At 63.1% G+C, this 21527-nt stretch carries 22 protein-coding genes and 1 tRNA gene; 15 read left to right on the top strand and 8 right to left on the bottom strand.

Annotated features, from left to right (window positions below; all coding sequences use genetic code 11):
• Entirely contained in the window at positions 1 to 624 is a 624-nt protein-coding gene (gene leuD / locus B7449_RS14650) for a 3-isopropylmalate dehydratase small subunit (protein ID WP_039734637.1), read from the top strand.
• A gap of 59 nt (positions 625 to 683) precedes the next feature.
• The gene (gene leuB, locus B7449_RS14645) at positions 684 to 1802 is read left to right on the top strand and encodes a 3-isopropylmalate dehydrogenase (RefSeq protein ID WP_039734635.1); all 1119 of its coding nucleotides are present in this window, start codon (positions 684 to 686) and stop codon (positions 1800 to 1802) included.
• Positions 1803 to 1983: 181 nt separating this feature from the next.
• Here leuB and B7449_RS14640 read toward each other — a convergent pair whose 3' ends face one another.
• Genes B7449_RS14640 through def form a run of 4 tightly spaced genes read right to left on the bottom strand, consistent with a single transcriptional unit; the run spans position 1984 to position 4430 of the window.
• On the bottom strand, positions 1984 to 2721 hold the full coding sequence (locus B7449_RS14640; protein ID WP_010512896.1) for a response regulator: 738 nt from the start codon (positions 2719 to 2721) through the stop codon (positions 1984 to 1986).
• The gene (locus B7449_RS14635) at positions 2718 to 3263 is read right to left on the bottom strand and encodes a MarR family winged helix-turn-helix transcriptional regulator (RefSeq protein ID WP_235720948.1); all 546 of its coding nucleotides are present in this window, start codon (positions 3261 to 3263) and stop codon (positions 2718 to 2720) included. Before B7449_RS14635 ends, B7449_RS14640 begins: the two co-directional genes overlap by 4 nt.
• Before the next feature lie 16 nt (positions 3264 to 3279).
• A complete protein-coding gene (locus B7449_RS14630; RefSeq protein ID WP_039734634.1) occupies positions 3280 to 3903 on the bottom strand; it encodes a COQ9 family protein in 624 nt (207 codons plus the stop codon).
• Positions 3900 to 4430, bottom strand: coding sequence for a peptide deformylase (gene def, locus B7449_RS14625; protein WP_010512899.1), 531 nt, complete (start codon positions 4428 to 4430; stop codon positions 3900 to 3902). The genes B7449_RS14630 and def overlap by 4 nt, the downstream gene beginning before the upstream one ends.
• A 239-nt stretch (positions 4431 to 4669) precedes the next feature.
• Here def and rpsU point away from each other — a divergent pair, with 239 nt between their 5' ends.
• The gene (gene rpsU / locus B7449_RS14620; protein ID WP_010506446.1) at positions 4670 to 4873 is read left to right on the top strand and encodes a 30S ribosomal protein S21; all 204 of its coding nucleotides are present in this window, start codon (positions 4670 to 4672) and stop codon (positions 4871 to 4873) included.
• Positions 4874 to 4964: 91 nt separating this feature from the next.
• A complete protein-coding gene (locus B7449_RS14615; protein WP_039734633.1) occupies positions 4965 to 6362 on the top strand; it encodes a sensor histidine kinase in 1398 nt (465 codons plus the stop codon).
• A gap of 18 nt (positions 6363 to 6380) precedes the next feature.
• Here the strand turns inward: B7449_RS14615 and B7449_RS14610 are convergent, their stop codons facing one another.
• Positions 6381 to 6950 (bottom strand): outer membrane protein assembly factor BamE, encoded by a 570-nt coding sequence (locus B7449_RS14610; protein WP_039734632.1) that lies wholly within the window; start codon positions 6948 to 6950, stop codon positions 6381 to 6383.
• Between the two features lie 189 nt (positions 6951 to 7139).
• Between B7449_RS14610 and B7449_RS14605 the strand changes: the two genes are divergently transcribed.
• The 7 genes from B7449_RS14605 (at position 7140) to B7449_RS14575 (ending at position 11718) form a co-directional block, all read left to right on the top strand.
• Positions 7140 to 7670 carry a YceD family protein gene (locus tag B7449_RS14605; protein ID WP_039734631.1) on the top strand — a complete coding sequence of 177 codons (531 nt, stop codon included), beginning with the start codon at positions 7140 to 7142 and terminating at the stop codon, positions 7668 to 7670.
• Between the two features lie 173 nt (positions 7671 to 7843).
• Positions 7844 to 8047 carry a 50S ribosomal protein L32 gene (rpmF, locus tag B7449_RS14600; RefSeq protein WP_010506434.1) on the top strand — a complete coding sequence of 68 codons (204 nt, stop codon included), beginning with the start codon at positions 7844 to 7846 and terminating at the stop codon, positions 8045 to 8047.
• Between the two features lie 166 nt (positions 8048 to 8213).
• Entirely contained in the window at positions 8214 to 9305 is a 1092-nt protein-coding gene (plsX, locus tag B7449_RS14595; RefSeq protein ID WP_039734630.1) for a phosphate acyltransferase PlsX, read from the top strand.
• A gap of 81 nt (positions 9306 to 9386) precedes the next feature.
• A complete protein-coding gene (locus B7449_RS14590; protein WP_039734629.1) occupies positions 9387 to 10358 on the top strand; it encodes a beta-ketoacyl-ACP synthase III in 972 nt (323 codons plus the stop codon).
• Positions 10359 to 10457: 99 nt separating this feature from the next.
• Positions 10458 to 10781, top strand: a complete 324-nt coding sequence (locus tag B7449_RS14585; RefSeq protein WP_039734628.1) for an integration host factor subunit alpha — start codon at positions 10458 to 10460, stop codon at positions 10779 to 10781.
• The gene (locus tag B7449_RS14580) at positions 10778 to 11560 is read left to right on the top strand and encodes a MerR family transcriptional regulator (protein WP_039734626.1); all 783 of its coding nucleotides are present in this window, start codon (positions 10778 to 10780) and stop codon (positions 11558 to 11560) included. The genes B7449_RS14585 and B7449_RS14580 overlap by 4 nt, the downstream gene beginning before the upstream one ends.
• A gap of 84 nt (positions 11561 to 11644) precedes the next feature.
• A tRNA-Pro gene (locus tag B7449_RS14575) sits at positions 11645 to 11718 on the top strand.
• Positions 11719 to 11811: 93 nt separating this feature from the next.
• Here the strand turns inward: B7449_RS14575 and B7449_RS14570 are convergent.
• The 3 genes from B7449_RS14570 to B7449_RS14560 all read right to left on the bottom strand — a co-directional run bounded on the left by B7449_RS14570 (position 11812) and on the right by B7449_RS14560 (position 15996).
• Complete coding sequence (locus B7449_RS14570) at positions 11812 to 12966, bottom strand: AI-2E family transporter (RefSeq protein ID WP_039734625.1); 1155 nt, start codon at positions 12964 to 12966, stop codon at positions 11812 to 11814.
• A 70-nt stretch (positions 12967 to 13036) separates the two neighbouring features.
• Positions 13037 to 15118, bottom strand: coding sequence for a S9 family peptidase (locus tag B7449_RS14565; RefSeq protein WP_039734624.1), 2082 nt, complete (start codon positions 15116 to 15118; stop codon positions 13037 to 13039).
• Between the two features lie 26 nt (positions 15119 to 15144).
• Positions 15145 to 15996 (bottom strand): NUDIX hydrolase, encoded by an 852-nt coding sequence (locus tag B7449_RS14560; RefSeq protein ID WP_039734749.1) that lies wholly within the window; start codon positions 15994 to 15996, stop codon positions 15145 to 15147.
• Between the two features lie 112 nt (positions 15997 to 16108).
• Between B7449_RS14560 and B7449_RS14555 the strand changes: the two genes are divergently transcribed.
• From B7449_RS14555 to fusA, 4 genes are all read left to right on the top strand, one after another.
• Positions 16109 to 17950 carry an ABCB family ABC transporter ATP-binding protein/permease gene (locus B7449_RS14555; protein ID WP_039734622.1) on the top strand — a complete coding sequence of 614 codons (1842 nt, stop codon included), beginning with the start codon at positions 16109 to 16111 and terminating at the stop codon, positions 17948 to 17950.
• Between the two features lie 99 nt (positions 17951 to 18049).
• Positions 18050 to 18316 (top strand): hypothetical protein, encoded by a 267-nt coding sequence (locus B7449_RS14550; protein WP_010512913.1) that lies wholly within the window; start codon positions 18050 to 18052, stop codon positions 18314 to 18316.
• A gap of 181 nt (positions 18317 to 18497) precedes the next feature.
• On the top strand, positions 18498 to 18797 hold the full coding sequence (gene rpmB / locus B7449_RS14545; RefSeq protein WP_010512914.1) for a 50S ribosomal protein L28: 300 nt from the start codon (positions 18498 to 18500) through the stop codon (positions 18795 to 18797).
• 215 nt (positions 18798 to 19012) lie between these two features.
• Positions 19013 to 21100: an elongation factor G gene (fusA, locus tag B7449_RS14540; RefSeq protein WP_039734621.1), complete on the top strand. Its 2088-nt coding sequence runs from the start codon at positions 19013 to 19015 to the stop codon at positions 21098 to 21100.
• Positions 21101 to 21527 lie beyond the last annotated feature (427 nt).

The following is a 21527-nucleotide window of genomic DNA, read 5'->3' as shown; positions in this document are numbered from 1 at the left end:
ATGGATAAATTCACCGTTCTTACGGCTATCGCCGCCCCCCTGCCGGAAGAAAACATCGATACCGACAAGATCATTCCAGCGCGGTTTCTCAAGACCACCAGGCGTTCCGGTCTTGGCGTGCATGCGTTCGACAGCATGCGCTACCGGCCCGATGGCACGGAAAACCCTGATTTCGTGCTGAATCAGGAACCGTACCGCAAGGCCGAGATCCTGATTACCTATGACAACCTTGGCTGTGGGTCGTCGCGTGAGCATGCGCCATGGGCGCTGCTGGATTTCGGCATTCGCTGCGTGATCGCGCCGTCATTCGCTGATATTTTCAACAACAACTGTTTCAAGAACGGCATCCTGCCTATCGCCCTGCCGCGTGACGTGTGCACGCAGTTGATGGAGGACGCCCGCCAGGGCGCCAATTCCCGCCTGACGGTTGATCTGGCGCGGCAGGTCATTGTCCGCCCCGACGGGCAGGAAGTGCCCTTTGATGTCGATCCGCTGCGCAGGCAGCTGCTGCTGGAAGGGCTGGATGATATTGGCCAGACACTGCAGCATGAAAAGGCGATCACGACCTTTGAGCAGCGTCGCGCAAAGGCGCAGCCGTGGATCCCGCATATCGTCCTTGACTGAGGGCGCGCGCCGCATCTCAGAAAACCGTTCATAAACAGATTATCCGGATGGGAAACGTCATGTCCGCACCCAAGAAGCTCCTGATCCTGCCTGGCGATGGCATCGGCCCCGAAATCATGCGGGAAGCACAGCGCATCATGGACTGGATGGCGCAGGCGCGTGGCATCCGTTTCGATATCAGCGAGGATCTGGTGGGTGGTGCGTCGCTGGCGGTGCACGGTCAGCCGATCACGCAGCAGGTGATTGATGCGGCACGCGCGGCGGATGCGGTCCTGTTCGGTTCGGTGGGCGACCCGAAATGGGCATCGGCCGGGTTTGACCGCCGGCCCGAAATCGCGATCCTGAAGCTGCGTCAGGAACTGGGCCTGTTCGCCAACCTGCGTCCGGCCAAGGTGTTTGATTCGCTGGTGGATGCCAGCACGCTCAAGCCTGATGTCATCCGGGGTCTGGACATCATGATCGTGCGCGAGACGGTGGGCGGGATCTATTTCGGCACCCCGCGCGGGATCGAGACCCTGCCCGACGGGTCGCGTCGCGGCATCAATACCGAAGTCTATACCACGGCGGAAATCGAACGCGTGGCCCGTGTCGCCTTCGACCTGGCGCGCAAGCGTGACAACCGCGTGTGCTCGGTCGAGAAGTGCAACGTGATGGAAAGCGGCCTGCTGTGGAAAGAGGTCGTGACCGCACTGCATGACCGGGAATACAGTGATGTCGAACTGAGTCACATGCTGGCCGATAACTGCGCCATGCAGATGGTGCGCAACCCGCGGCAGTTTGATGTGATCGTGACGGGCAACCTGTTTGGTGACCTGCTGTCCGACCTTGCTTCCATGCTGACCGGCAGCCTTGGCATGCTGCCTTCGGCCACACTGGGCGCAAAGGGCGAGGATGGCCGCACGCCCGCGCTGTATGAACCGATCCATGGCAGCGCGCCCGATATCGCGGGGCAGGGCAAGGCGAACCCGCTGGCGCAGATCCTCTCGTTCGCCATGCTGCTGCGGTATTCGTTCGACATGCAGGAAGACGCGGCAATGATCGAGAAGGCGGTGTCCAACGTGCTGGACAGGGGGCTGCGCACGCCGGACATCATGAGCGCGGGCAGGACGGAAGTGAATACCGCCGGAATGGGTGAGGCCGTGGTGGCCGAACTGGACAGGCTGAATAAGGCGGCCTGACCTATCCAGATTATTGCATGACTATCGAAACGGGCTGGCATGACATTCATGCCAGCCCGTTTTTGATTCCGAAGCTGTTAATGTTCCGCAGAACAGACAGACATTTTCGGTGAAGATTTTTCCAAAAAACTTCGAAAGACACGGCCTTTTTGGGAAAAGGCAGTGCCTGAAAATCAGTCGTTTACAGGCCGGGTTTCAGCACATAGCCCTTGCCACGCACGGTCTGCAGGAAACGTGGCTCACGCGGGTCGGGTTCGATCCGGCGGCGCAGACGGGTGACCTGTACATCCACCGCGCGTTCCCCGATTTCTTCCATATCCAGCGTGGTCGCAATGTCGGTGCGTGACAGGATTTCGTTGGGGTGGCGGGCCAGGACCGACAGCAAAGCCGATTCGCCACCCGTCAGGTGCACGATTCCCTGCGCGTTGGACAGCAGGCCCCGCACCGGGTCGAATTCCAGTTCCCCCAGCCGCACGATCCGCAGGTTGCTGCTGGGGGCAGGCGGGACGAAACGGCGCAGGTGCGCCTTGAGCCGCAACAGCAGTTCGCGCGGCTCAAATGGCTTGGCCAGATAGTCATCGGCCCCGGCTTCCAGCCCGATGATCCGGTCTTCCGGCTCGCCGCGCGCGGTCAGCAGCAGGATGGGGAAATGCAGCTTCTCCCGCCGCAGTTCGCGGGTCAGTTCCAGCCCGTTTTCCCCCGGCATGGTAATATCCAGCACCAGCGCATCCGGTTGCATGAAGCCCAGGACCTGCCGCGCTTCCTGCGCGGAGGACGCCGCGCTGACGCGGAATCCCTGCTCGCTCAGGTAACGCTGCAGCAGGCGGCGCAGGCGGGGATCATCATCCACGACCACCACATGTGCATCCACGATCATGCTGTCGTGGGGCAGGGAGGAGTCGCAGGCCGTCTGGATCATGGGGAACTCCGGTCGGGGTGGTGAAGGGCATCGGTGGATACGCCGGGGGCATCCGATTCGTCTATCAGTCCGTGCATGACGCGGCGAAAGCCGTCCACAGCCTTGCCGCCCGCGTTGCGGTACACACGCAGCAGGACCTCACGTTGCAGGGAAAACAGATGGTTTTCAATCTCGCTTCCCCGCGTGGTCAGGTACAGTTGCCGCCGCCGCCTGTCCTGTGCCGCCGTTTCCTGCCGTACAAGGTCCATGGACAGCAGTTCACCCAGCGCGCGGCTCATGCTCTGCTTGGTAATGCCCAGCGTATCCAGCAGCGCCCCCACCGCCATGCCGGGCTGGAGCGCTATGGCCTGCATGATGCGGTAATGCGCATGTCCCAGCCCATGCGCGTGCAGCGCGTCGTCTATGATGGCCGTAAACGACCGGCAGGCGAGCATGAGCAGGTCCTGCGCCTGGCGCATGTCCTCGTCGCGCAGGAACAGCAGTTCCACCCCCGCGCCAGCAGGCGCATGGCGGGCGGATGGCGGGCGGACAGGGGGTGTCACGTCAGGCTGGCCCGGATCAGGCGATACGCCCGGTCAGCCGGTTGCGCAGCCGGGTGATGCGCCCGATTTCCGACAGGCGACGGTCAAGGAATTCCTCGACCGAGGCAGGATTGCCCCCGCGCGTCAGCCAGAACAGCAGGGTGGATACATAGACGCCGCTGAGTGTCATGCGCTTGGTGACATAGGTGAAACCGGTGGAAGTATCCCCCGCCGCCTGCCAGATCGCGTTCACGCTGCGGCCCAGCGTGCGGGCAAGGGCGCGGGCATGGGTCGGCACCATCAGCACCGCCAGCGCCTGCCGTATGGCGGCGCGGTGCGGGGTGGCGTGGTCCAGCCGGAACAGCACGGCGGCGCGGACGCGGCGGCTGATCTTGCGGCTGCGGAAGCTGTTGGTCGCCGCCAGCATGTCCCGGTCCATGAGGTCGAAACACGACTCGGCCACCTGTGCCATGCCGTCAGGGAACAGCAGGTCCGCGTCTTCCCCCGCGCACTGGCGCAGCAGGGCGGTCGTCCATGGCTGGCTGCCCGCGCGCGGGTCCGCCAGAAAGCGACGCAGCAGCGCGTCCCCCTGTGGTGATGTCTGGAGCGCGGGCGGTTCCAGCGCGGATGTCGCGGCGGCAACCAGTGCTGAAAGATTCATGGGCGCTCTCCGTAACGTGCCATTTCGCTATCAAATCCCATGCGGCCAAGGTCGGTCATGCGCATGGGGTAGAGGATTCCGTTCAGGTGGTCGTATTCATGCTGGAATACATTGGCCAAAAAGCCAGATGCAATGCCATGGGTTTCCTGCCCGTCCGCGTTTGTGCCGCGCCAGGCGATGCGGCGGTACCGCGGCACCCAGCCACGCAGGCCGGGAATGGACAGGCAGCCTTCCATCCGGTCAACCATTTCATCATCAACCGGTTCCAGCACCGGGTTGATCAGGGCGGCGGGCAGGCGGGGGGGATCGTCCTCGCCGCTGCTGCGGGTGGCGGGCACGCGGTAGACGAACAGCCGCAGGCCCTGGTGGACCTGCGGGGCGGCCAGTCCAACGCCGCCCGCGTCCAGCATGGTTTCGATCATGTCGGCCACCAGCGTGCGGATGGCGGGGGCCTGCGGGTCGGCAACCGGCTGTGCGGGCTGAAGGAGCACCGGATGGCCCATGCGGGCGATCTTGAGCAGCGTCATGGACACAAACACCCTTCCTGTTTCGGGGAACATGTATATGACAGCACTGGCGCGCAAAGCGGAGCACGAAAATCATTTGTCCCCGGATGCGGGAATGATTTGTGTTGCCGGACGCGAGTGTGATATAGGTGCGGCCCGTTTGGGAATCGCACGAAGGGAATGGCCTCGGGCGGACGTTCCCCAAGTTTCAGTTTCATGGATCATCCATACCGGATGGCAGATCAGGAGTTGACGACCCAGTGCAGGTTCTCGTTCGTGACAACAATGTTGATCAGGCCCTCAAGGCCCTCAAGAAGAAAATGCAGCGCGAAGGCATCTTCCGTGAAATGAAGCTGCGTCGTCATTATGAAAAGCCGTCCGAGCGCAAGGCGCGCGAGGCTGCCGAAGCCGTGCGTCGTGCCCGCAAGATGGAGCGCAAGCGTCTGGAGCGTGAAGGCTTCTAAGCCCTCCGTTATCGGAATTCGGGTCTGACCCGCAAAAAGCCGGCACCTTTAGGGGAGCCGGTTTTTTTGTGTCCGCAGTCAGGGTAAAGCCATGGATATGGAGTCGCCGTCCCTTACCGAAAACATGCCGCCCCCGGCACGGGGCTGGCGCAGGCTGCGTGAGCGCCTGATCCGCCGGATCCTGCCGCGGTCCCTGCTGGGGCGCATGCTGCTGATCGGGTTCATTCCCATGCTGGCAACGCAGGCCATTTCGCTGGAGCTGTTTTACGGGAATTACCTGCAGATCGTCTCCCGCCGCCTGTCTGGCGACATGGCCACCACCATTTCCCTGACGCTGGACCTGCTGGAACGCTACCCGTCCCCCGCCGACCGGCAATGGATACTGGAGGATGCCGGCCGCCGCTCCGGGCTGGTGATGACATTGCATGAAGGCGCAAGCCTGAACCGCAGCGGGTCCAACCATGTGCTTGGGCCCATTGATGACGATCTGGTGCGTGACCTGCGGGCGACTGTGCGCTGGCCCACTTTCGTGGACTGGAAGCAGGCGCGTCATCGCGTGGTGATTGGCGTGCAGACGCCTATCGGGGTGCTGCAGGTCGTGGCCCCGCGCAAACGGCTGGACGTGGCGCCTGTATGGCTGTTCGTGGCGTGGGCGTCGGGTAGTGCGCTGGTGCTGTTCCTGATCGCGGCGCTGTTCATGCGCAATCAGGTGCGGGCCATTCGCAGGCTGGCGCGGGCGGCGCAACTGTTCGGACTGGGGCGCGACACCGTGCCCATCGTGCCCGAGGGCGCGCAGGAAATCCGCAAGGCGGCGATTGCCTTCAACCGTATGCGTGACCGTATCAACCGTTTTGTGGAACAGCGTACGACCGTTCTGGCTGGTGTATCGCACGACCTGCGCACGCCACTGACCCGGCTGCGCCTGTCACTGGCCATGCTGCCGCGCACGGGCATGGTCAACGCCGCCGACCTGCAGCCCGATATTGCCGACATGATCGGGGATATCGTGGAAATGGAGCATATGATCGAAGGGTATCTGTCCTTCGCGCGCGGGGAGGGGGCGGAGAAACCTGCCGTCATCCGCGTGGAGGACCTGTTCGAGGAAAGCGTGATCGCCCTGCGCCGGATGGGAGCGCAGGCCCGGATCGGTTCGATCACGCCCCCGGACCTGACCGTGACCGGGCGGGGCAATGCGCTGCGTCGTGTCCTGAACAATGTGGTGGAAAATGCCCGCAGGCACGCGACCTGTATCGAACTGTCAGCCGAGCGCGGGCGTCGGGAAATCTTCCTGTATGTCGATGATAACGGGTGCGGCGTGGAGGAATCGCGGCGCGAAAGCGTGTTCCGCCCATTCGAAAGCGGCAATGAAGGCGGGACCGGGCTGGGCCTTGCGATCGCGCGCGACATCATTCACGCCCATGGTGGCCATATCGGGCTGGAAACCGGGCCACTGGGGGGCGCGCGCATCAGGATTGTCCTGCCAAACTGAACGGCAGGTCAGGCCATGTCAGGGCAGGGAGTTGCCCGACCCGCCATGTCCGGGGCCGCCGTTCATGCTGTTCATCGGGCCGGTGCTGCCGCCATAGGTGCTGCTCATCTGGCTGAGCGGGTTGTAACGGCCCACATTGCCCAGGATCTGCTGCATGATGTTGATCTTGGTGCCCGGCGTGGGGGTCTTTCCCGGCGCCATGGAGACGTAGCGGGCGTCATCCTTGTGCAGGGTGCGCAGGTTGCGCAGGATGCCGTCCTGGTCGAACGTCAGCACCACAACTTCCTGCCTGCGCACGCGGGGGAAGCTGATGGGGACGATGACCTGCTTCATGGAGACATACAGCCATGTATTGTCATCGAATGTGGCGCGCCCGGTGGGCGAACCCATTGCGTCCATCACGTCAGAGCGCGTGGTCTCGCCAATTTTCAGTTTGTTGTAATCATCCGCTTCCACCAGGGAGCCACGCTGGATGGTGCTGGGCTTGAAGACCGAACACCCCGACAGCGCAATTCCTGCCCCGATGACAGCGCATGAAAACAGGCGTAATGAACGCGAGCGGGGCGGAGTGACCTGTGGTGACCTCATGGTCCGGAAAATATCCTGAAATAGGGGCTTGGCGTAAAAAGCGGTTCGTCTTTCCGGTGCCCGATTGGGAAAATGAAGTCAATCACAGATCGTCCCGGTGGTGGAAAAACACGAAAGACAGGGCCATATTTCCACCCATGCGGACATCAGGGCGCAGACCCCGTGAACAGACGCGCAGGAGTAGTACGAATGGATGCAGAATTTTCCCGCCCGCTTGCCGTGGGCCGCATCCCGGTCCGTGGCATGGAAACGGTGGTCGAGGCATCGGATGAGGAATGCCGCAGGCTGGCGCGCCGGTTCGGTATACCCGGCCTGCGTGACCTGTCCTGCCGGTACCGGCTGGCGCCGGGGCAGGATGGGGAAGTACTGGCCGAAGGCTGGCTGACCGCGCATGTGACACAGGAATGTGTCGTAAGCCTGGAGGCGTTCGAGGACGTGCTGGCGGAATCGTTCACCGTGCGCTGCATTCCCGCGGCGCGTTTCCGCGAGGATGATGAAATCGACCCCTTCTCCATCGATGAAGTCCCCTATGACCGCGACAGCATCGACCTTGGCGAACTTGCGGCAGAAGAGCTTTCGCTGGCGCTGGATCCGTACCCGCACAAGCCGGGCTGCGAGATTCCGGCCGAATTCGCGGGCAGTGAAGACGCCGAACCCGAAGAAACCGTGCGCAGGCAGCCTTTTTCCGCTCTGGCCGAGTTGAAAAAAAAGCAGAACTGACGCAAAGGAAGGGGCAGGAACGGGGGGCGCGGGTTTTTGCGTCCTGCGCATCATCACTTGCGCAAGTGCAAATGATCTGTTAGAGCGCCCCCCTCAATTATTGATAACTGACCGGTGTATCGCCACGATGGTGTGCCTGCCGGTTGTGATCCAGATCGGAGGGGCCCAGGCCCATGGCTGTACCCAAGAGAAAAACCTCGCCGTCCCGTCGTGGCATGCGCCGCAGCCACGCGGCACTCAGTGTTCCGGCACATGCGGAATGCTCCAACTGTGGCGAACTCAAGCGCCCGCATCACGTCTGCAGCCACTGCGGACATTATGACGGCCGTGAAGTCGCATCCGCCGGCAAGGCGCTGAAGACGGCGGTCCGCGCCTGATAACAGGACGCTGCTGGCGTCATTACCCGGCAAAGGCGCAGTTCGCAGGGACTGCGCCGATGGGCGTGCCTGAGGCCGTCCTGTCCGGGTCGCGCTGGGGCGGGGACATGCCAAAGTGTACGTCCCCGATCTTGCGCGTTCCTTCCTTACCCGGCACAAGACGAGCATGAGCGAGACAGGTTCCTCCTTTTCCGAGACTGGGTCCTATACCCTGGCCATAGATGGCATGGGTGGGGATGGTGGTCCGGAAGTTGTGGTGGCCGGACTGGCGATTGCGGCAGACCGACATCCTTCGGCCAGAATTCTTCTGGTGGGGGATGAGGCAAAGTTGTCCGGCCTTCTGAGCCGCCATCCACGCGCGGCCGCCATCTGCACAATCCTTCCGGCCGGTTCGGCAATTCCCATGGACATGAAGCCCACGGCAGCATTGCGCGTGCGCGATTCCTCCATGCGGCTGGCCATGGACGCGGTGGCCAAAGGGGCCGCGCAGGGTGTCGTATCCGCTGGCAACAGCGGGGCGATGCTGGCGCTGGCCAAGATCGTGGTCAAGACACTCCCCGGCATAAGCCGCCCGGCGATGGCGGCGCTCAGCCCCACGACACGCGGCGACGTGGTCATGCTCGACCTCGGCGCGAATGTGTCGTGCGACTGGCGCAACCTTGTGGAATTCGCCGTCATGGGCGAAGCCTTCGCCAAGGCGGTGCTGGGCCTGCCCGCACCGACGATCGGGCTGCTGAATGTCGGGTCGGAAGAACTGAAGGGCGATGAACGCCTGCGCCAGGCGGCCGAAGTGCTGCGGGGCAGCGCACTGGCAGGACAGTTCCACGGCTTTGTCGAAGGCCATGACATTACGGCGGGCACGACCGACGTGGTGGTGACCGACGGCTTTACCGGCAACGTGGCCCTGAAAACCGGGGAAGGCGCGCTGAAGATGGCGTTCACCCTCCTGCGGCAGGTCTTTACGTCCAGCCTGCTGGGCCGGGTCGGTTACCTGCTGGTCCGTCCAGGGCTGGAGCGGATGAAGGAATGGCTGGACCCGCGCCGGTACAATGGCGCGGTGTTCGTTGGCCTGAATGGTGTTGTGGTCAAGTCGCATGGCGGCACGGATGCCGAAGGGTTTGCCGCTGCGGTCGATGTGGCGATGGACATGGTCACGCACCGCTTTACGGATGGCATACGTGACCGCCTTGCGCACATGGAAAACCTGACGTCCGTCAAGGTGACCCCGGACCCGCAGCAGGCGGTGGCTGCATCCTGACCCTGCAACATCCGGTATGGGGCAGGCTGCCATGGCTGTTCCCACCCGCGCATGTGAGATGATATTGGTGGAAAAACAGGCATGACGGCGAAACGCTCGCTTCTGTCCGGATTCGGTGGTTACCTGCCCGAGCGGATCGTGACCAATGATGAACTGGCGTCCCAGCTCGATACATCCGATGAATGGATCCGGGGGCGTACCGGCATCGGCCAGCGCCATATCGCCGGTGAAAACGATACCGCCGTTTCCATGGCGGCACAGGCCGCGCGGCGGGCGCTGGACTATGCCGGCGCCGCGCCGGACGATGTTGACGCCATCATTGTTGCAACCAGCACGCCTGATCAGGCCTTCCCCTCGACTGCCGTGCGCGTGCAGGCCGAACTGGGCATGACGTCCGGATTCGGCTTTGACCTTGCGGCGGCGTGCTCGGGCTTCATCTATGCCCTGTCCATGGCCGATTCGCTGATTCGCAGCGGTCAGGCCCGTTCAGCGCTGGTGATCGGCAGCGAAGTCTATTCGCGTATCCTTGACTGGTCGGACCGTGGCACGTGCGTGCTGTTTGGTGACGGCGCAGGGGCTGCCTTCCTGACTGCCGCCGGATCAGATGACGGGGATGCGGGCATCCTCTCCACCCACCTGCATTCTGACGGGCAGTATGGCGACCTGCTGTATGTCGATGGCGCCACGGGGCAGCATGACAGGCCCGCCCATCTGCGCATGCAGGGGCGCGATGTCTTCCGCCATGCGGTGGGCAAGCTGTCCGCTTCGGTTGATGAGGCACTGGCGGCAAATAACCTGAGCCATGCGGATGTGAACTGGCTTGTGCCGCATCAGGCCAACCTGCGCATCATTGACGGCGTGGCGCGCAAGCTTGCGCTTCCGTCGGAACGCGTGGTGGTGACGGTGGACCGGCATGCCAATACATCGGCCGCATCCATTCCCCTGGCGCTGAACGAAGCCGTGCGGGACGGGCGCATCCGCAAGGGCGACCTTGTGCTGATGGAAGCGCTGGGTGGCGGGCTGACATGGGGTTCGGCGCTGGCGCGGCTGTAATGTCGTTTCGGTACCACATTGAAATGAATGCGCAATAAACCACCTGCGCACTGAATACATTCAATTGACGATGATGGCGCTCATGCATAACGTTTACGCATGAGCACCGTGACACGCGCCACTCTGGCAGAACAGATATATGATCAGGTCGGGCTGTCCCGCCATGAATCCGCCGATATTCTGGAAGATATTCTGGAACGGATGGCACGGACACTTGAAACCGGCGATACCTTGAAAATAAGCGGGTTTGGCACGTTCTCTGTCCGGCAGAAGGGACAGCGCACGGGCCGTAACCCGAAAACAGGGGTGGAAGTGCCGATTCTTCCGCGTTCTGTTCTGGTGTTTCGCCCCAGCCAGCTGCTTCGTGCCCATGTCAATGGACAGTCCGATGGGGAAGGCCCGCCGGAAGGAGACGATGAATGAGCACGCAGCATGAACCGCCAGCGGAAACCGTGTCCATGCAGGCCATGACCCAGCCGGATACGGACAGCCTGCCCATTTACGAGGTCGCGCGTGAACTCGGGCTGGCCCAGCATGTCATGCGCATGTGGGAATCCCGTTTTCCGCAACTGCGTCCGCTGCGGGGGCAGGGTGGACGGCGGTACTATCGCCCGCATGATATTGCGGTGCTGCGTCAGATTGCCGATCTGCTGTATGTCCGCAAGCTGTCCGTCGCGCAGGCGCAGGCGGAACTGGGGCAGGATACGGCTCTGGCCGCGGACCCTTCACCCGTGATCGATGCCGCACCTGCGGCCCCGGTCACGCCAGAAGTCGCCCCCGCGTATGGCGCGGCAGGGATACCGGCCACGCCGGTTCCGCCAGTCGCGCAGGCACAGGTTGAAGAACCTGCCGCCGAAGATACCCCGGCACCGCCTGAGCAGCCCCCTCCGGCCACCATGACTGTCGAACAGGTCACGATTATCGAAGAAACTGTCGGGACCATACAGGTGCCGGAAGCCGCTGCTCCGGTTCATGAAACACCGCAGGATACGGTGCCGGTGGATGATGCGCCCAGTATCGCTGCTGCGTCCGAAGATGCGGCGGCGTCGGGCGACGATGTGGCGGATGAAGACGAAATGCCGCTTGAGCAGATCGTTATGATCGAACTGGAACGGCTGCAGGGTGAAAATGCCATGCTGCGTGAAAGCCTGCGCGGCGTGCTGGTGGAACTGCAGGCCCTGCGTGAAATGGTGCCTGTCTGATTTATCCGGTTTTTTTTATTTTTGCGCATATCGTGGCTTGCCGTCCCCCGGCTGGCCTGCTACACCCTGCGCATCGCAGACAGGCGGGCAGTAGCGCAGCCTGGTAGCGCATCAGTCTGGGGGACTGGGGGTCGTGGGTTCGAATCCCGCCTGCCCGATATCCCTGTCTGCGATAAAGAATTATGGGCGATCGCCACGATTGAAGCACCTGAAACCGGGTGCTTTTTTTGTGTCTGCTGCCCGCCTGTGCGTCAGTACCGCGCACGGCTCCAGTTCAGCCACAGCATGTGCAGCACCGCCATGATGGCAGGCCCGACAAACAGCCCCAGCAGGTTCCAGCTTTCCGCGCCGCCCAGAATGCCCGTCAGCACCCACAGGAAGGGAAGCTGCGTTGACCCGCCAATCAGGGCAGGGCGCACCAGGTGGTCTGCCAGCAGGATCACGGCAATCCCGAACAGGATGATGGCAATGGCCGTCAGCACCGCTCCCGTATTGATCACCAGCATCAGGGCGACGGCACTGATGGCGATCAGGGCGCAGAAGGGGATCATGGCCGCAATGGCCGTTATCACGCCAAACAGGAAGGGATGGGGCGCACCTGCGACCAGATATGCAAGGCCCATCAGCATGCCTTCGCCAATTCCCACCAGTACCAGCCCCGATACCGAACCGTGGACGGATGCGATGATCTGCAACGCAATCCGCTCGCCCCTTTTGCCAAAGGCGCGGCGGGAGACGTTCAGGGACTGGCGGATGACCGAATCTCCATCCTTGAGCAGGAAAAACAGTGTCAGGATGGCAAAGGTGAACAGCAGCACCCGATGCAGCACCTGCGATCCGAGCTGCTGGGTGACCTTCATGCTCTGCCCGATATTCATCGACCCGAGCAGGGCGGATACATCGGCGGGGTTTTTCAGGTGGTCATTCCACCATGTCTCGACCGTCTGCCGCCCATAGGGCAGGTGGCTGACCCATGGCGGAAGGGGAATGCCCGAATGCCGCGCATCATTGAGCAGCCTGAGCACGCTTTCCGCCTCGCGTCCTGCCTCAAGCCCGAACAGGGCCAGCGGCCCCAGGAAAATAAGGGCGATCGCCAGCGTGAACACGACAGGCAGCAGCGTGCGGTGGGCACGCGAATGCCATCGCGTGCGGGCGCGCACATAAAGCGGCCATGACGCGATGGCGAATATGCAGCCCCAGATCAGCGATGGCAGGAAACCGCGCACGGTGTACAGCGCCAGCAGCACGAAAAACAGCGCCAGCCCCGCGCGCGCCATCCGCTGCGTGCGCTGGGTCGCACTGAATGACCGGAAGGTTTGCATCGTGGATGCTGGATCCACGCGGCGGCCCGGCATGGGGGCGCCTGCCTGATCCTGCTCCGCGTTGTAGGGATCCGTCATGGTCATTCCTCTGGAAAACGGGCTCTGTCGATACGGGGCTGGTGTTAACGGGATCGTTCCAGCACAGACATTAATCCTATGTCGCGGGCGTCGTTTCAACGGCCCATAGGGCAAAAGCGTGAATAAGGGCGGCTTCTTTCAGGGAATCGAACCGGCCTGTCGCCCCCCGGTGTCCCGCCTCCATGTTCGTGCGCAGCATGACGGGCCGGTCCGACCGGTTGTTATCACGCAGGCGGGCAACCCATTTCGCCGGTTCCCAGTAGGTGACGCGGGGGTCGGTCAGCCCACCCATGGCCAGGATGGCGGGATAGGCGCGCGGGGCCACCTGTTCATACGCGGCATAGCTGGCGATCAGGTCATAGGCATCCGCATCTTCCAGCGGGTTGCCCCATTCGGGCCATTCCGGCGGTGTCAGGGGCAGGGTGTCGTCGGACATGGTGTTCAGTTCATCCACGAACGGCACCACCGCGACAATGCCTGCGAACAGGTCGGGCCGCATGTTGGCGATCGCGCCCATCACCATGCCCCCAGCCGATCGCCCGTCCGCCACGATCCGGCCCGGCGCGCCGAAGCCCGCATCGGTCAGGGAGGTGGCGCAGGCGATGAAATCGCTGAAGGTATTGGGCTTGTTGCGTCCCCGGCCGCCCAGGAACCAGTTCCATCCCTTTTCCGATCCGCCGCGCACATGGGCAATGGCATAGAACCACCCCCGGTCCACAAGGCTGAGCACGCGGGTGGAGAAGACCGGGTCAATCGCGTGACCGTATGATCCGTACCCATACAGCAGCAGCGGGGCGGAGCCGTCTATGGGCGTATCATGGCGTCCCAGCACGGTGACGGGCACCTGTTCGCCATCCGGGGCCCGCGCGCTCAGGCGCCAGCAGCGGTACTGCGCGGGGTCATGGCCCGAGGGCACGGACTGCTGCTTGAGCAGCCGGTCCGCGCGTGTTGCCATGTCCTGTGCATGCCACTGTCGTGGCGTAGTGGGGGACTGGTAAACGTAGCGCAGTTCGGTCGTGTCATATTCATAACCGCCTGCGAATGTCAGGTCATAGGCGGCCTCATCGGGTTCCAGCGCATGGGTGTGGCCGTCAAGGTCACGAATGACGATGCGCGTATTCGCGTCGCGCCGTTCCCGCCACGCAAGATGGCCAGACCAGACCATGCAGTCGGTAATGTAGCGGCCCGGTTCATGCCCGATCAGGTCGCGCCAGTTGTCGCGGCCCGGCGCGCTGTCGGGCGTGGTCATGATCTTGAAGTCATATGCGCCATCGGCATTGGTCAGGATGATGAAGTGATCACCCTGATGGTACAGCCCGTACATCAGCCCGGTCTGGCGCGGCGCGGCGCAGGCGGGCGCAGCCTGCGGGTCATGGCCGGGAACCAGCCAGGATTCGGATGTGTCGTGGTTGCCGGTGGAAATGATGATCCAGCCGCCCGAACGCGTTGCGTCCACGCCCACGAAGAAACCGGGGTCGGGTTCTTCATATACCAGCGTATCCGTATCCTCACCGATGCGGCGGCGGTAGACGCGGGCCGGGCGGCCGTGTTCATCTCGCCAGACCCAGAACAGGAAGCGGCTGTCGGGGGAAAAGACGAAGGCCCCGCTGCAGTTGTCCACGGGCGGCAGGGTGGCCCCGTCCGCACCGGCAGGGCGGCGGATGTGGATGCGGTAGATTTCGGACCCCTGCGTGTCCTCGGCATAGGCGAACAGGGCATGGTCGGGACTGTGGCTGGAGGTGGCGACGGCGTAATAGTCATGCCCGCTGGCCGCCGCGTTGACATCCAGCAGCACCTCTTCCGCCTGTGGCTGGCCTGCGGGATAGCGTGTGTAGACGGGATACTGCGCGCCGGGGGCATAGCCGGTCTGGTAGAAGAACGGCCCGTGGGGGACGGCGGGATAGGTATCGTCAGGCTGTATCCGGCCCTTCATTTCCGCCACAAGCTGTTCCTGCAGCGCGTCCGTGCCCGACAGGACGGACTGCGTATAGGCATTTTCCGCACGCAGGTGTTCGGCAATGTCAGGCCGCAGCACGGAAGGGTCGCGCAGCACGTTCTGCCAGTTGTCGTCCTTCATCCACGCATATTCATCCTGACGTGTGCGGCCAAGCTGCGTGATGGTGCGGGGTATCTTGCGGGCAACGGGGGGAAGGGTCATCGCATGGTCCTTGCGCGGGCGGTGGCTCAGTCAGGTTTCGGGGCGTGCCAGCCGGTCAGGCCGCGGCGCAGGCGCTGGCCTTCGGGGCTGGCGGGGTCAATCATGCCCGTGCGCAGGAACAGGTCGATCAGCACAAGGTTCACGTTGAACTTGAACTCATCGGTATCGCGGACCAGCGCATAGGCTTCCTCCAGCGGGATCAGGCGGAATTCCTCCACCTCCCCATCGGCGGGGGTGGGAACGAAATCGGCTGGCAGTTCCAGTTCGAAACAGTGCAGCACGTCACGGCGCAGCCCCTCGGGCCGGTCCAGTGCGTAGCGGATGTCCGCCGTGGCGCGGGCATGGGCCACCAGTTCGGGGGGCAGGCTGGCTTCCTCCGCCGCTTCCTTGATCAGGGCCTGTGCCGCCGTGTGGCCCGCCGGAATGCCACCTGCCACCAGATGGTCCAGCTTGCCGGGGTCAAGGCGTTTGGTCATTGACCGCCGCGCGATCCACAGGTGCAGCCCGTCTGGCCGCCGTACAAGCCCGTTAAGGTGCACGCCTGCCGCCATAAGGCCAAACAGCGGCAGCGCCCCGCGGTCAATGCGCGCCACGGGGGGCTGGGCCATGTCGGTCCAGACGTCAAACAGTTCGTGGTGGGAGCGGTAGACGCCCTCGCGGGCCATGGCCTCGCCCGCCTGTTCCAGCCGGGCGGGGTCGGGCAGCGTGACGCGATCTTCCGCATGCGTCATGCCATGGCGCAGCAGGATCGGCAGCAGGTCGGGCTGCACCCACCCGGCAGGCTGCGTGCCCAGCCGGAATTCCAGCCGCCCGCCGGGCAGCACCGCCGTGTTGCAGGCGGCGATATGACGAAAAAAACCATCGAGGTTACGTGACATGATCCATCCCTGTCCTTCGGGCCATGGCTGGCATACCGGCTGCCCCATGGGCTGACAATCCTCCGGGCGTCTGGCAATGGCGGGGAGATATGGGTTGCAAAACCCGTAACGTATGCCACATGGCGTTCATATGGCTGTTTCCGACAAGACCCGGCAGGACCTGCCGGAACGTTCCGCCGCCGCGACCCTGCGCGGCCTTCTGCCCTATCTGTGGCCCCGGCATGATCCGCGCACGCGCCTGCGGGTGGTGGGCGTATGCATCCTGCTGATCGCGGCCAAGGTCGCCACCATTGGCGTGCCCTATGCCTACAGCCGGGTGATCGACGCCCTGCAGCCCACGGCGGGGCGGGCGGCCATGATGCCGCTGGTGCTGATCGTGGGATACGGCCTGCTGCGCATGGCGGCGGCGGGGCTGGGGGAACTGCGCGATGCGCTGTTTGCCCCGCTGCGCTATCGCATAAGCCGGATCGCGGCCATGCGCAGCTTCACGCACATGCACCAGCTTTCGCTGCGGTTTCACCTCAACCGCCAGTCGGGCGGGGTGACGCGGGCGATCGCGCGCGGGACGGAAGCGATCGAGACCCTGCTGCGCGTGGGCGTGTTCAATGTGGCGCCGACCCTGATAGAGGCGCTGATGGTCATTGTCGTGATCTGGCGTCTGTTCGACTGGCGGTACGCGGCGGTGATGCTGGTGGCGGTGGCGGCTTACGTGCTGTTCACCATCAAGTTCACGTCGTGGCGGATCGGGTTGCGGCGCCAGATGAACGACATCAACAGCGAAGCAAGCTGGAAGGCGCTGGACAGCCTGCTGAATTACGAGACGGTCAAGTATTTCGGCAACGAGGAGCACGAGCGCAGGCGCTACGAGGACGCCCAGCGGCGCTATGAGACCGCCGCCATCCGCACCCAGATCTCGCTCAACGGGCTGAATTTCGGGCAGGCCGCGATCATCGCCACGGCCCTGATAATCGTCATGCTCATGGCCGGGCGCGATGTGGAGGCCGGGCGCATGACGGTGGGGCATTTCGTGCTGGTCAACACCTACCTCATGCAGCTTTACCTGCCGCTGAACTTTCTGGGCAGCGTGTATTCCTCGCTGCGCAATTCGCTGGTGGACCTTGAACACATGTTCGCCCTGATGGACGAACAGGCCGACATTACCGATTCCGCGCATGCGCTCGGCCTGCCCGCGCGGCTGGATGAAGCGCCCGCGGCCGACATCCGCTTTGAGGACGTGCATTTCAGCTACCGCCCCGACCGCGAGATCCTGCGCGGGATCAGCTTCCATGTCCCCGCGGGCCACCGGGTGGCCATCGTCGGGCCGACGGGTGCGGGCAAGTCCACGATCAGCCGCCTGCTGTTCCGGTTCTATGACGTGACATCGGGCCGGATCCTGATTGATGGCCATGACATCCGCGATTATTCGCAGGCGGCCCTGCGCGGGGCCGTGGGCGTCGTGCCGCAGGACACCATCCTGTTCAATGACACGATCGGCTACAACATCGCCTATGGTCGCCTGGGCGCCACGCAGGCGGAGGTGGAGCAGGCGGCCAAGCTGGCCTGCATCCATGATTTCATCATGACCCTGCCCGAAGGCTACGCCACCCGGGTGGGGGAGCGCGGGCTGAAGCTGTCGGGGGGTGAAAAGCAGCGCGTGGCGATCGCGCGCACCATCCTGAAGAATCCGCGTGTCCTGCTGCTGGATGAGGCGACGAGCGCACTCGATACCCGCACCGAGCAGGATATCCAGACCGCCCTGCATACGGTGGCCGCCAACCGCACGACCATCATCATCGCCCATCGGCTGTCCACCATTGTCGATGTGGATGAAATCCTTGTGATGGGGCAGGGGCGGATACTGGAGCGCGGCACCCACCGCGCCCTGCTGGAACGCGGCGGCCTGTATGCCGAAATGTGGGCGATACAGGCCGAGGAGGATGCCGCCGGCGCCTGATCCGCCCCCACGCAATAATGGCGTGCGCATGACCGTCCCGCACTGGTCAGCGGCGGCAAGGAAGTACATATCAGGAAGAACGCTAGAAGGAGCCGTGACATGACGGACACGAACAACCAGCCCCCCGAAGGGGACGCCATCCCCCCCGAACTGAGCCATTGCGGCGCGGTGGTGGACAAGGCCATCGAATACATGCTGGGTGAAAACCTGCCGCCGGTGGCCATTGCCTCCGCGCTGCTGGGCGGGTCACTGGGGCTGCTGTCGCGCACCATGGGGCGCGAAACCATGCAGGCCATGCTGGAAAACGCGCTGCACAGCGTTCAGGCGGGCGAGCTGCACCCCGACCACGACCAGAAGGCAGGCTGAGCCAGCAGGGGGAAAGTGGGGGCGAAAAGCCACGCTTTGCCCCCCATGCCGGACAAAAAACGCCGAATCATGCTTATGCATCTTGACTGTTGGCGGTGGTTTGGCGATAAGCCGCGCCTAATCTAGACGATCCTTGCCGGGCATTTATGCCTCGGCCACAGCTATATCCGAGGATGATAAAATGTCTCGCCGCTGCCAGATCACAGGCAAGGGCGTGCTGACGGGCAACAACGTCAGCCACGCCAACAACAAGTCCCGTCGCCGCTTCCTGCCCAACCTGCAGGAAACCTCCCTGCTGTCCGATATCCTCGGCACGGCGGTTCCCATGCGCATGACCACCAACGGCATCCGCACGGTCGAGCACAATGGCGGCCTGGACTCGTTCCTGCTGTCCACCCCGAACCGCAAGCTGACGCCGGAAGCCCTGACGGTGAAGCGCCGCATCCTGCGCGTTCAGGAAAAGAAGGCCGCTGTCGCCTGATACGCGACCGGGCCGTTCGCCGCCCCGCGCTGCAGGGTGGTGGCGGCCCGTCTGTCGTAGATAAAGCCTGACTGAGGTCTGGTGCATTGTTCCGCTGTGCCGGTCTGCGTCGTCCATGTTGAAAGAGACTGAGGGCGGAAGCAGCTTACGGTTCCGGCAGGCGCGAAAGGGAAAGGTTCCCGTTCGCGCCCGTGTTGTCTTGTGGAGGTTCCCCCGTGTCCGCCAAGTCTGATCTGTCCCTGATTCGCAATATCGGTATTACCGCGCACATCGATGCCGGCAAGACCACCACCACCGAGCGTATCCTGTACTACACCGGTGTGTCCCATAAGATCGGTGAGGTGCACGAAGGCAACACCACCACCGACTACATGGCGCAGGAGCGTGAGCGCGGCATCACGATCACCTCGGCTGCCGTGACGTGTGAGTGGGAAGGCCACCGCATCAACATCATCGACACCCCGGGCCACATTGACTTCAACATCGAAGTCAACCGTTCGCTGCGTGTGCTTGATGGCGCGATCTTCATCATCGAAGGCGTGGCCGGCGTGCAGCCGCAGTCCGAGACCAACTGGCGTCTGGCTGACCGCTACAACGTGCCCCGCATCATCTTCATCAACAAGCTGGACCGTACCGGCGCCGACTTCTACTACGCCTTCAGCACCCTGAAGGAGAAGCTGGACATCGTCGCGATCCCGCTGCAGCTGCCCATCGGCGCCGAAGAAAACTTCGTCGGCGTGGTCGACCTGATCGAGATGCGCGCCATCGTCTGGGAAGGTGGTGAGCTGGGTGCAAAGTTCCATTACGAGGAAATTCCCGACGACCTGAAGGAAAAGGCCGCCGAAGCGCGCCAGAACCTTCTGGACACCGCGCTGTCCGTTGATGACGCGGCGATGGAAGAATACTTCGACAAGGGCGACGTGGACGTTGCGACGCTGAAGCGCTGCATCAAGAAGGGCACCATCAAGGGTGACTTCCGTCCCGTGCTGTGCGGCACCGCATTCAAGAACAAGGGCGTGCAGCCCCTGCTTGACGCCGTCATCGACTTCCTGCCCGCGCCGGACGACGTGGAAGGCATCCGCATCGCCCCGCCGGAAGACGAGGAAGTCGACGAAAACAAGCTGCCGATCATCCCGGTTGACCCGGATGGCAAGTTTGCCGGCCTGGCCTTCAAGATCATCAACGACAAGTACGGCACGCTGACCTTCGTGCGCGTCTATCGTGGCGTCCTGCGCACCGGCGATACCGTGCTGAACACCACGAAGGGCCACAAGGAACGTATCGGCCGTATCTTCCAGATGCACGCTGACAAGCGTGAGGAACTGAAGGAAGTGCACGCTGGCGACATCGCTGCCTTCGTGGGCCTGAAGGACACGCAGACGGGTGACACGCTGGCCGATTCGTCTGATCCGGTCGTGCTGGAACGCATGAGCTTCCCGATCCCGGTCATCGACATCTCCGTCGAGCCGAAGACGAAGGATGCGGTCGAGAAGATGACGCTGGCGCTGCAGAAGCTGTCCGGTGAAGATCCCTCGCTGCGCCTGAAGACCGATCAGGAAACCGGCCAGACCATCCTGTCCGGCATGGGCGAACTGCACCTCGACATCATCATCGACCGCCTGCGTCGTGAATATGGCGTGGATGCGAACATCGGCGCGCCGCAGGTTGCGTATCGCGAAACCATCACCCAGGCACACACCGAAACCTATACCCACAAGAAGCAGTCGGGTGGTTCAGGCCAGTTCGCCGAAGTGAAGATCGAGTTCGCGCCGGTCGAGCGTAACGAAGGCATCTCCTTCGAGAACAAGGTCGTCGGCGGCTCCGTGCCGAAGGAATACATCCCGGCGGTGGACAAGGGTATTCAGGCGCAGGCTTCGACCGGCGTGCTGGCCGGTTTCCCCACGGTGGACTTCAGGTTCACGCTGCTGGACGGCAAATACCATGACGTTGACTCCTCGGCGCTGGCGTTCGAAATCGCAGCGAAGGCCTGCTTCCGTGAGGGCATGAAGAAGGCCGGTCCGGTCATTCTTGAGCCGATCATGGACGTGGAAGTGACCACTCCGAACGATCACGTTGGTGACGTGGTGGGTGACCTCAACCGTCGCCGTGGCATGATCCAGAGCCAGGAAACCTCCGGTTCGACCGTCATGGTCCGTGCGATGGTGCCGCTGAAGGAAATGTTCGGCTACATCTCGCACCTGCGTTCGATGACCAAGGGTCGTGCATCCTTCACGATGCAGTTCCACCACTACGATCCGGTGCCCCGCAACGTTGCGGAAGAGATCATGGCGAAATCTGCCTGATCTTTCTCGAAAGAGAGCATCAAAAAGAAACCGGCTCCCGCAAGGGGGCCGGTTTTTTTTGTGTCTGTCCGCAGGGCGCAGGAAATGTGCGGTTGGATGTGTCGCCGTGGGGCGTAGCTCAGATGCATGCAAGGAGAGCCGGTGGCTGTGCGGCATGTCTGCGTGCCGTTCAGCACAGTTTTCTTGTCGAATGGGCAAACGGTAACTGCCTGGCAGGAACGCCCGGACGGTTCCGGGCGCTACAGCCCGCGTCGTGACGGGTGCTGATGCGTCCCGCAGCCGTGCGACAGCTGCCGGTTTCCAGTAGCGATGACTGATGATACGCGGATGGCGTGAACAGGCAGGGGAACGATTTTCGCCGCCTGACAGCAGTATTTCGTCATATGGTTTCGTTCAGGTGACGGACGGGTTCCAGCCTGTCCGGCCC

Origin of the sequence: Komagataeibacter intermedius TF2 (genome assembly GCF_000964425.1) — a bacterium.
Taxonomy (GTDB): domain Bacteria; phylum Pseudomonadota; class Alphaproteobacteria; order Acetobacterales; family Acetobacteraceae; genus Komagataeibacter; species Komagataeibacter intermedius.
This window is presented reverse-complemented; position numbering and strand designations above follow the sequence as displayed.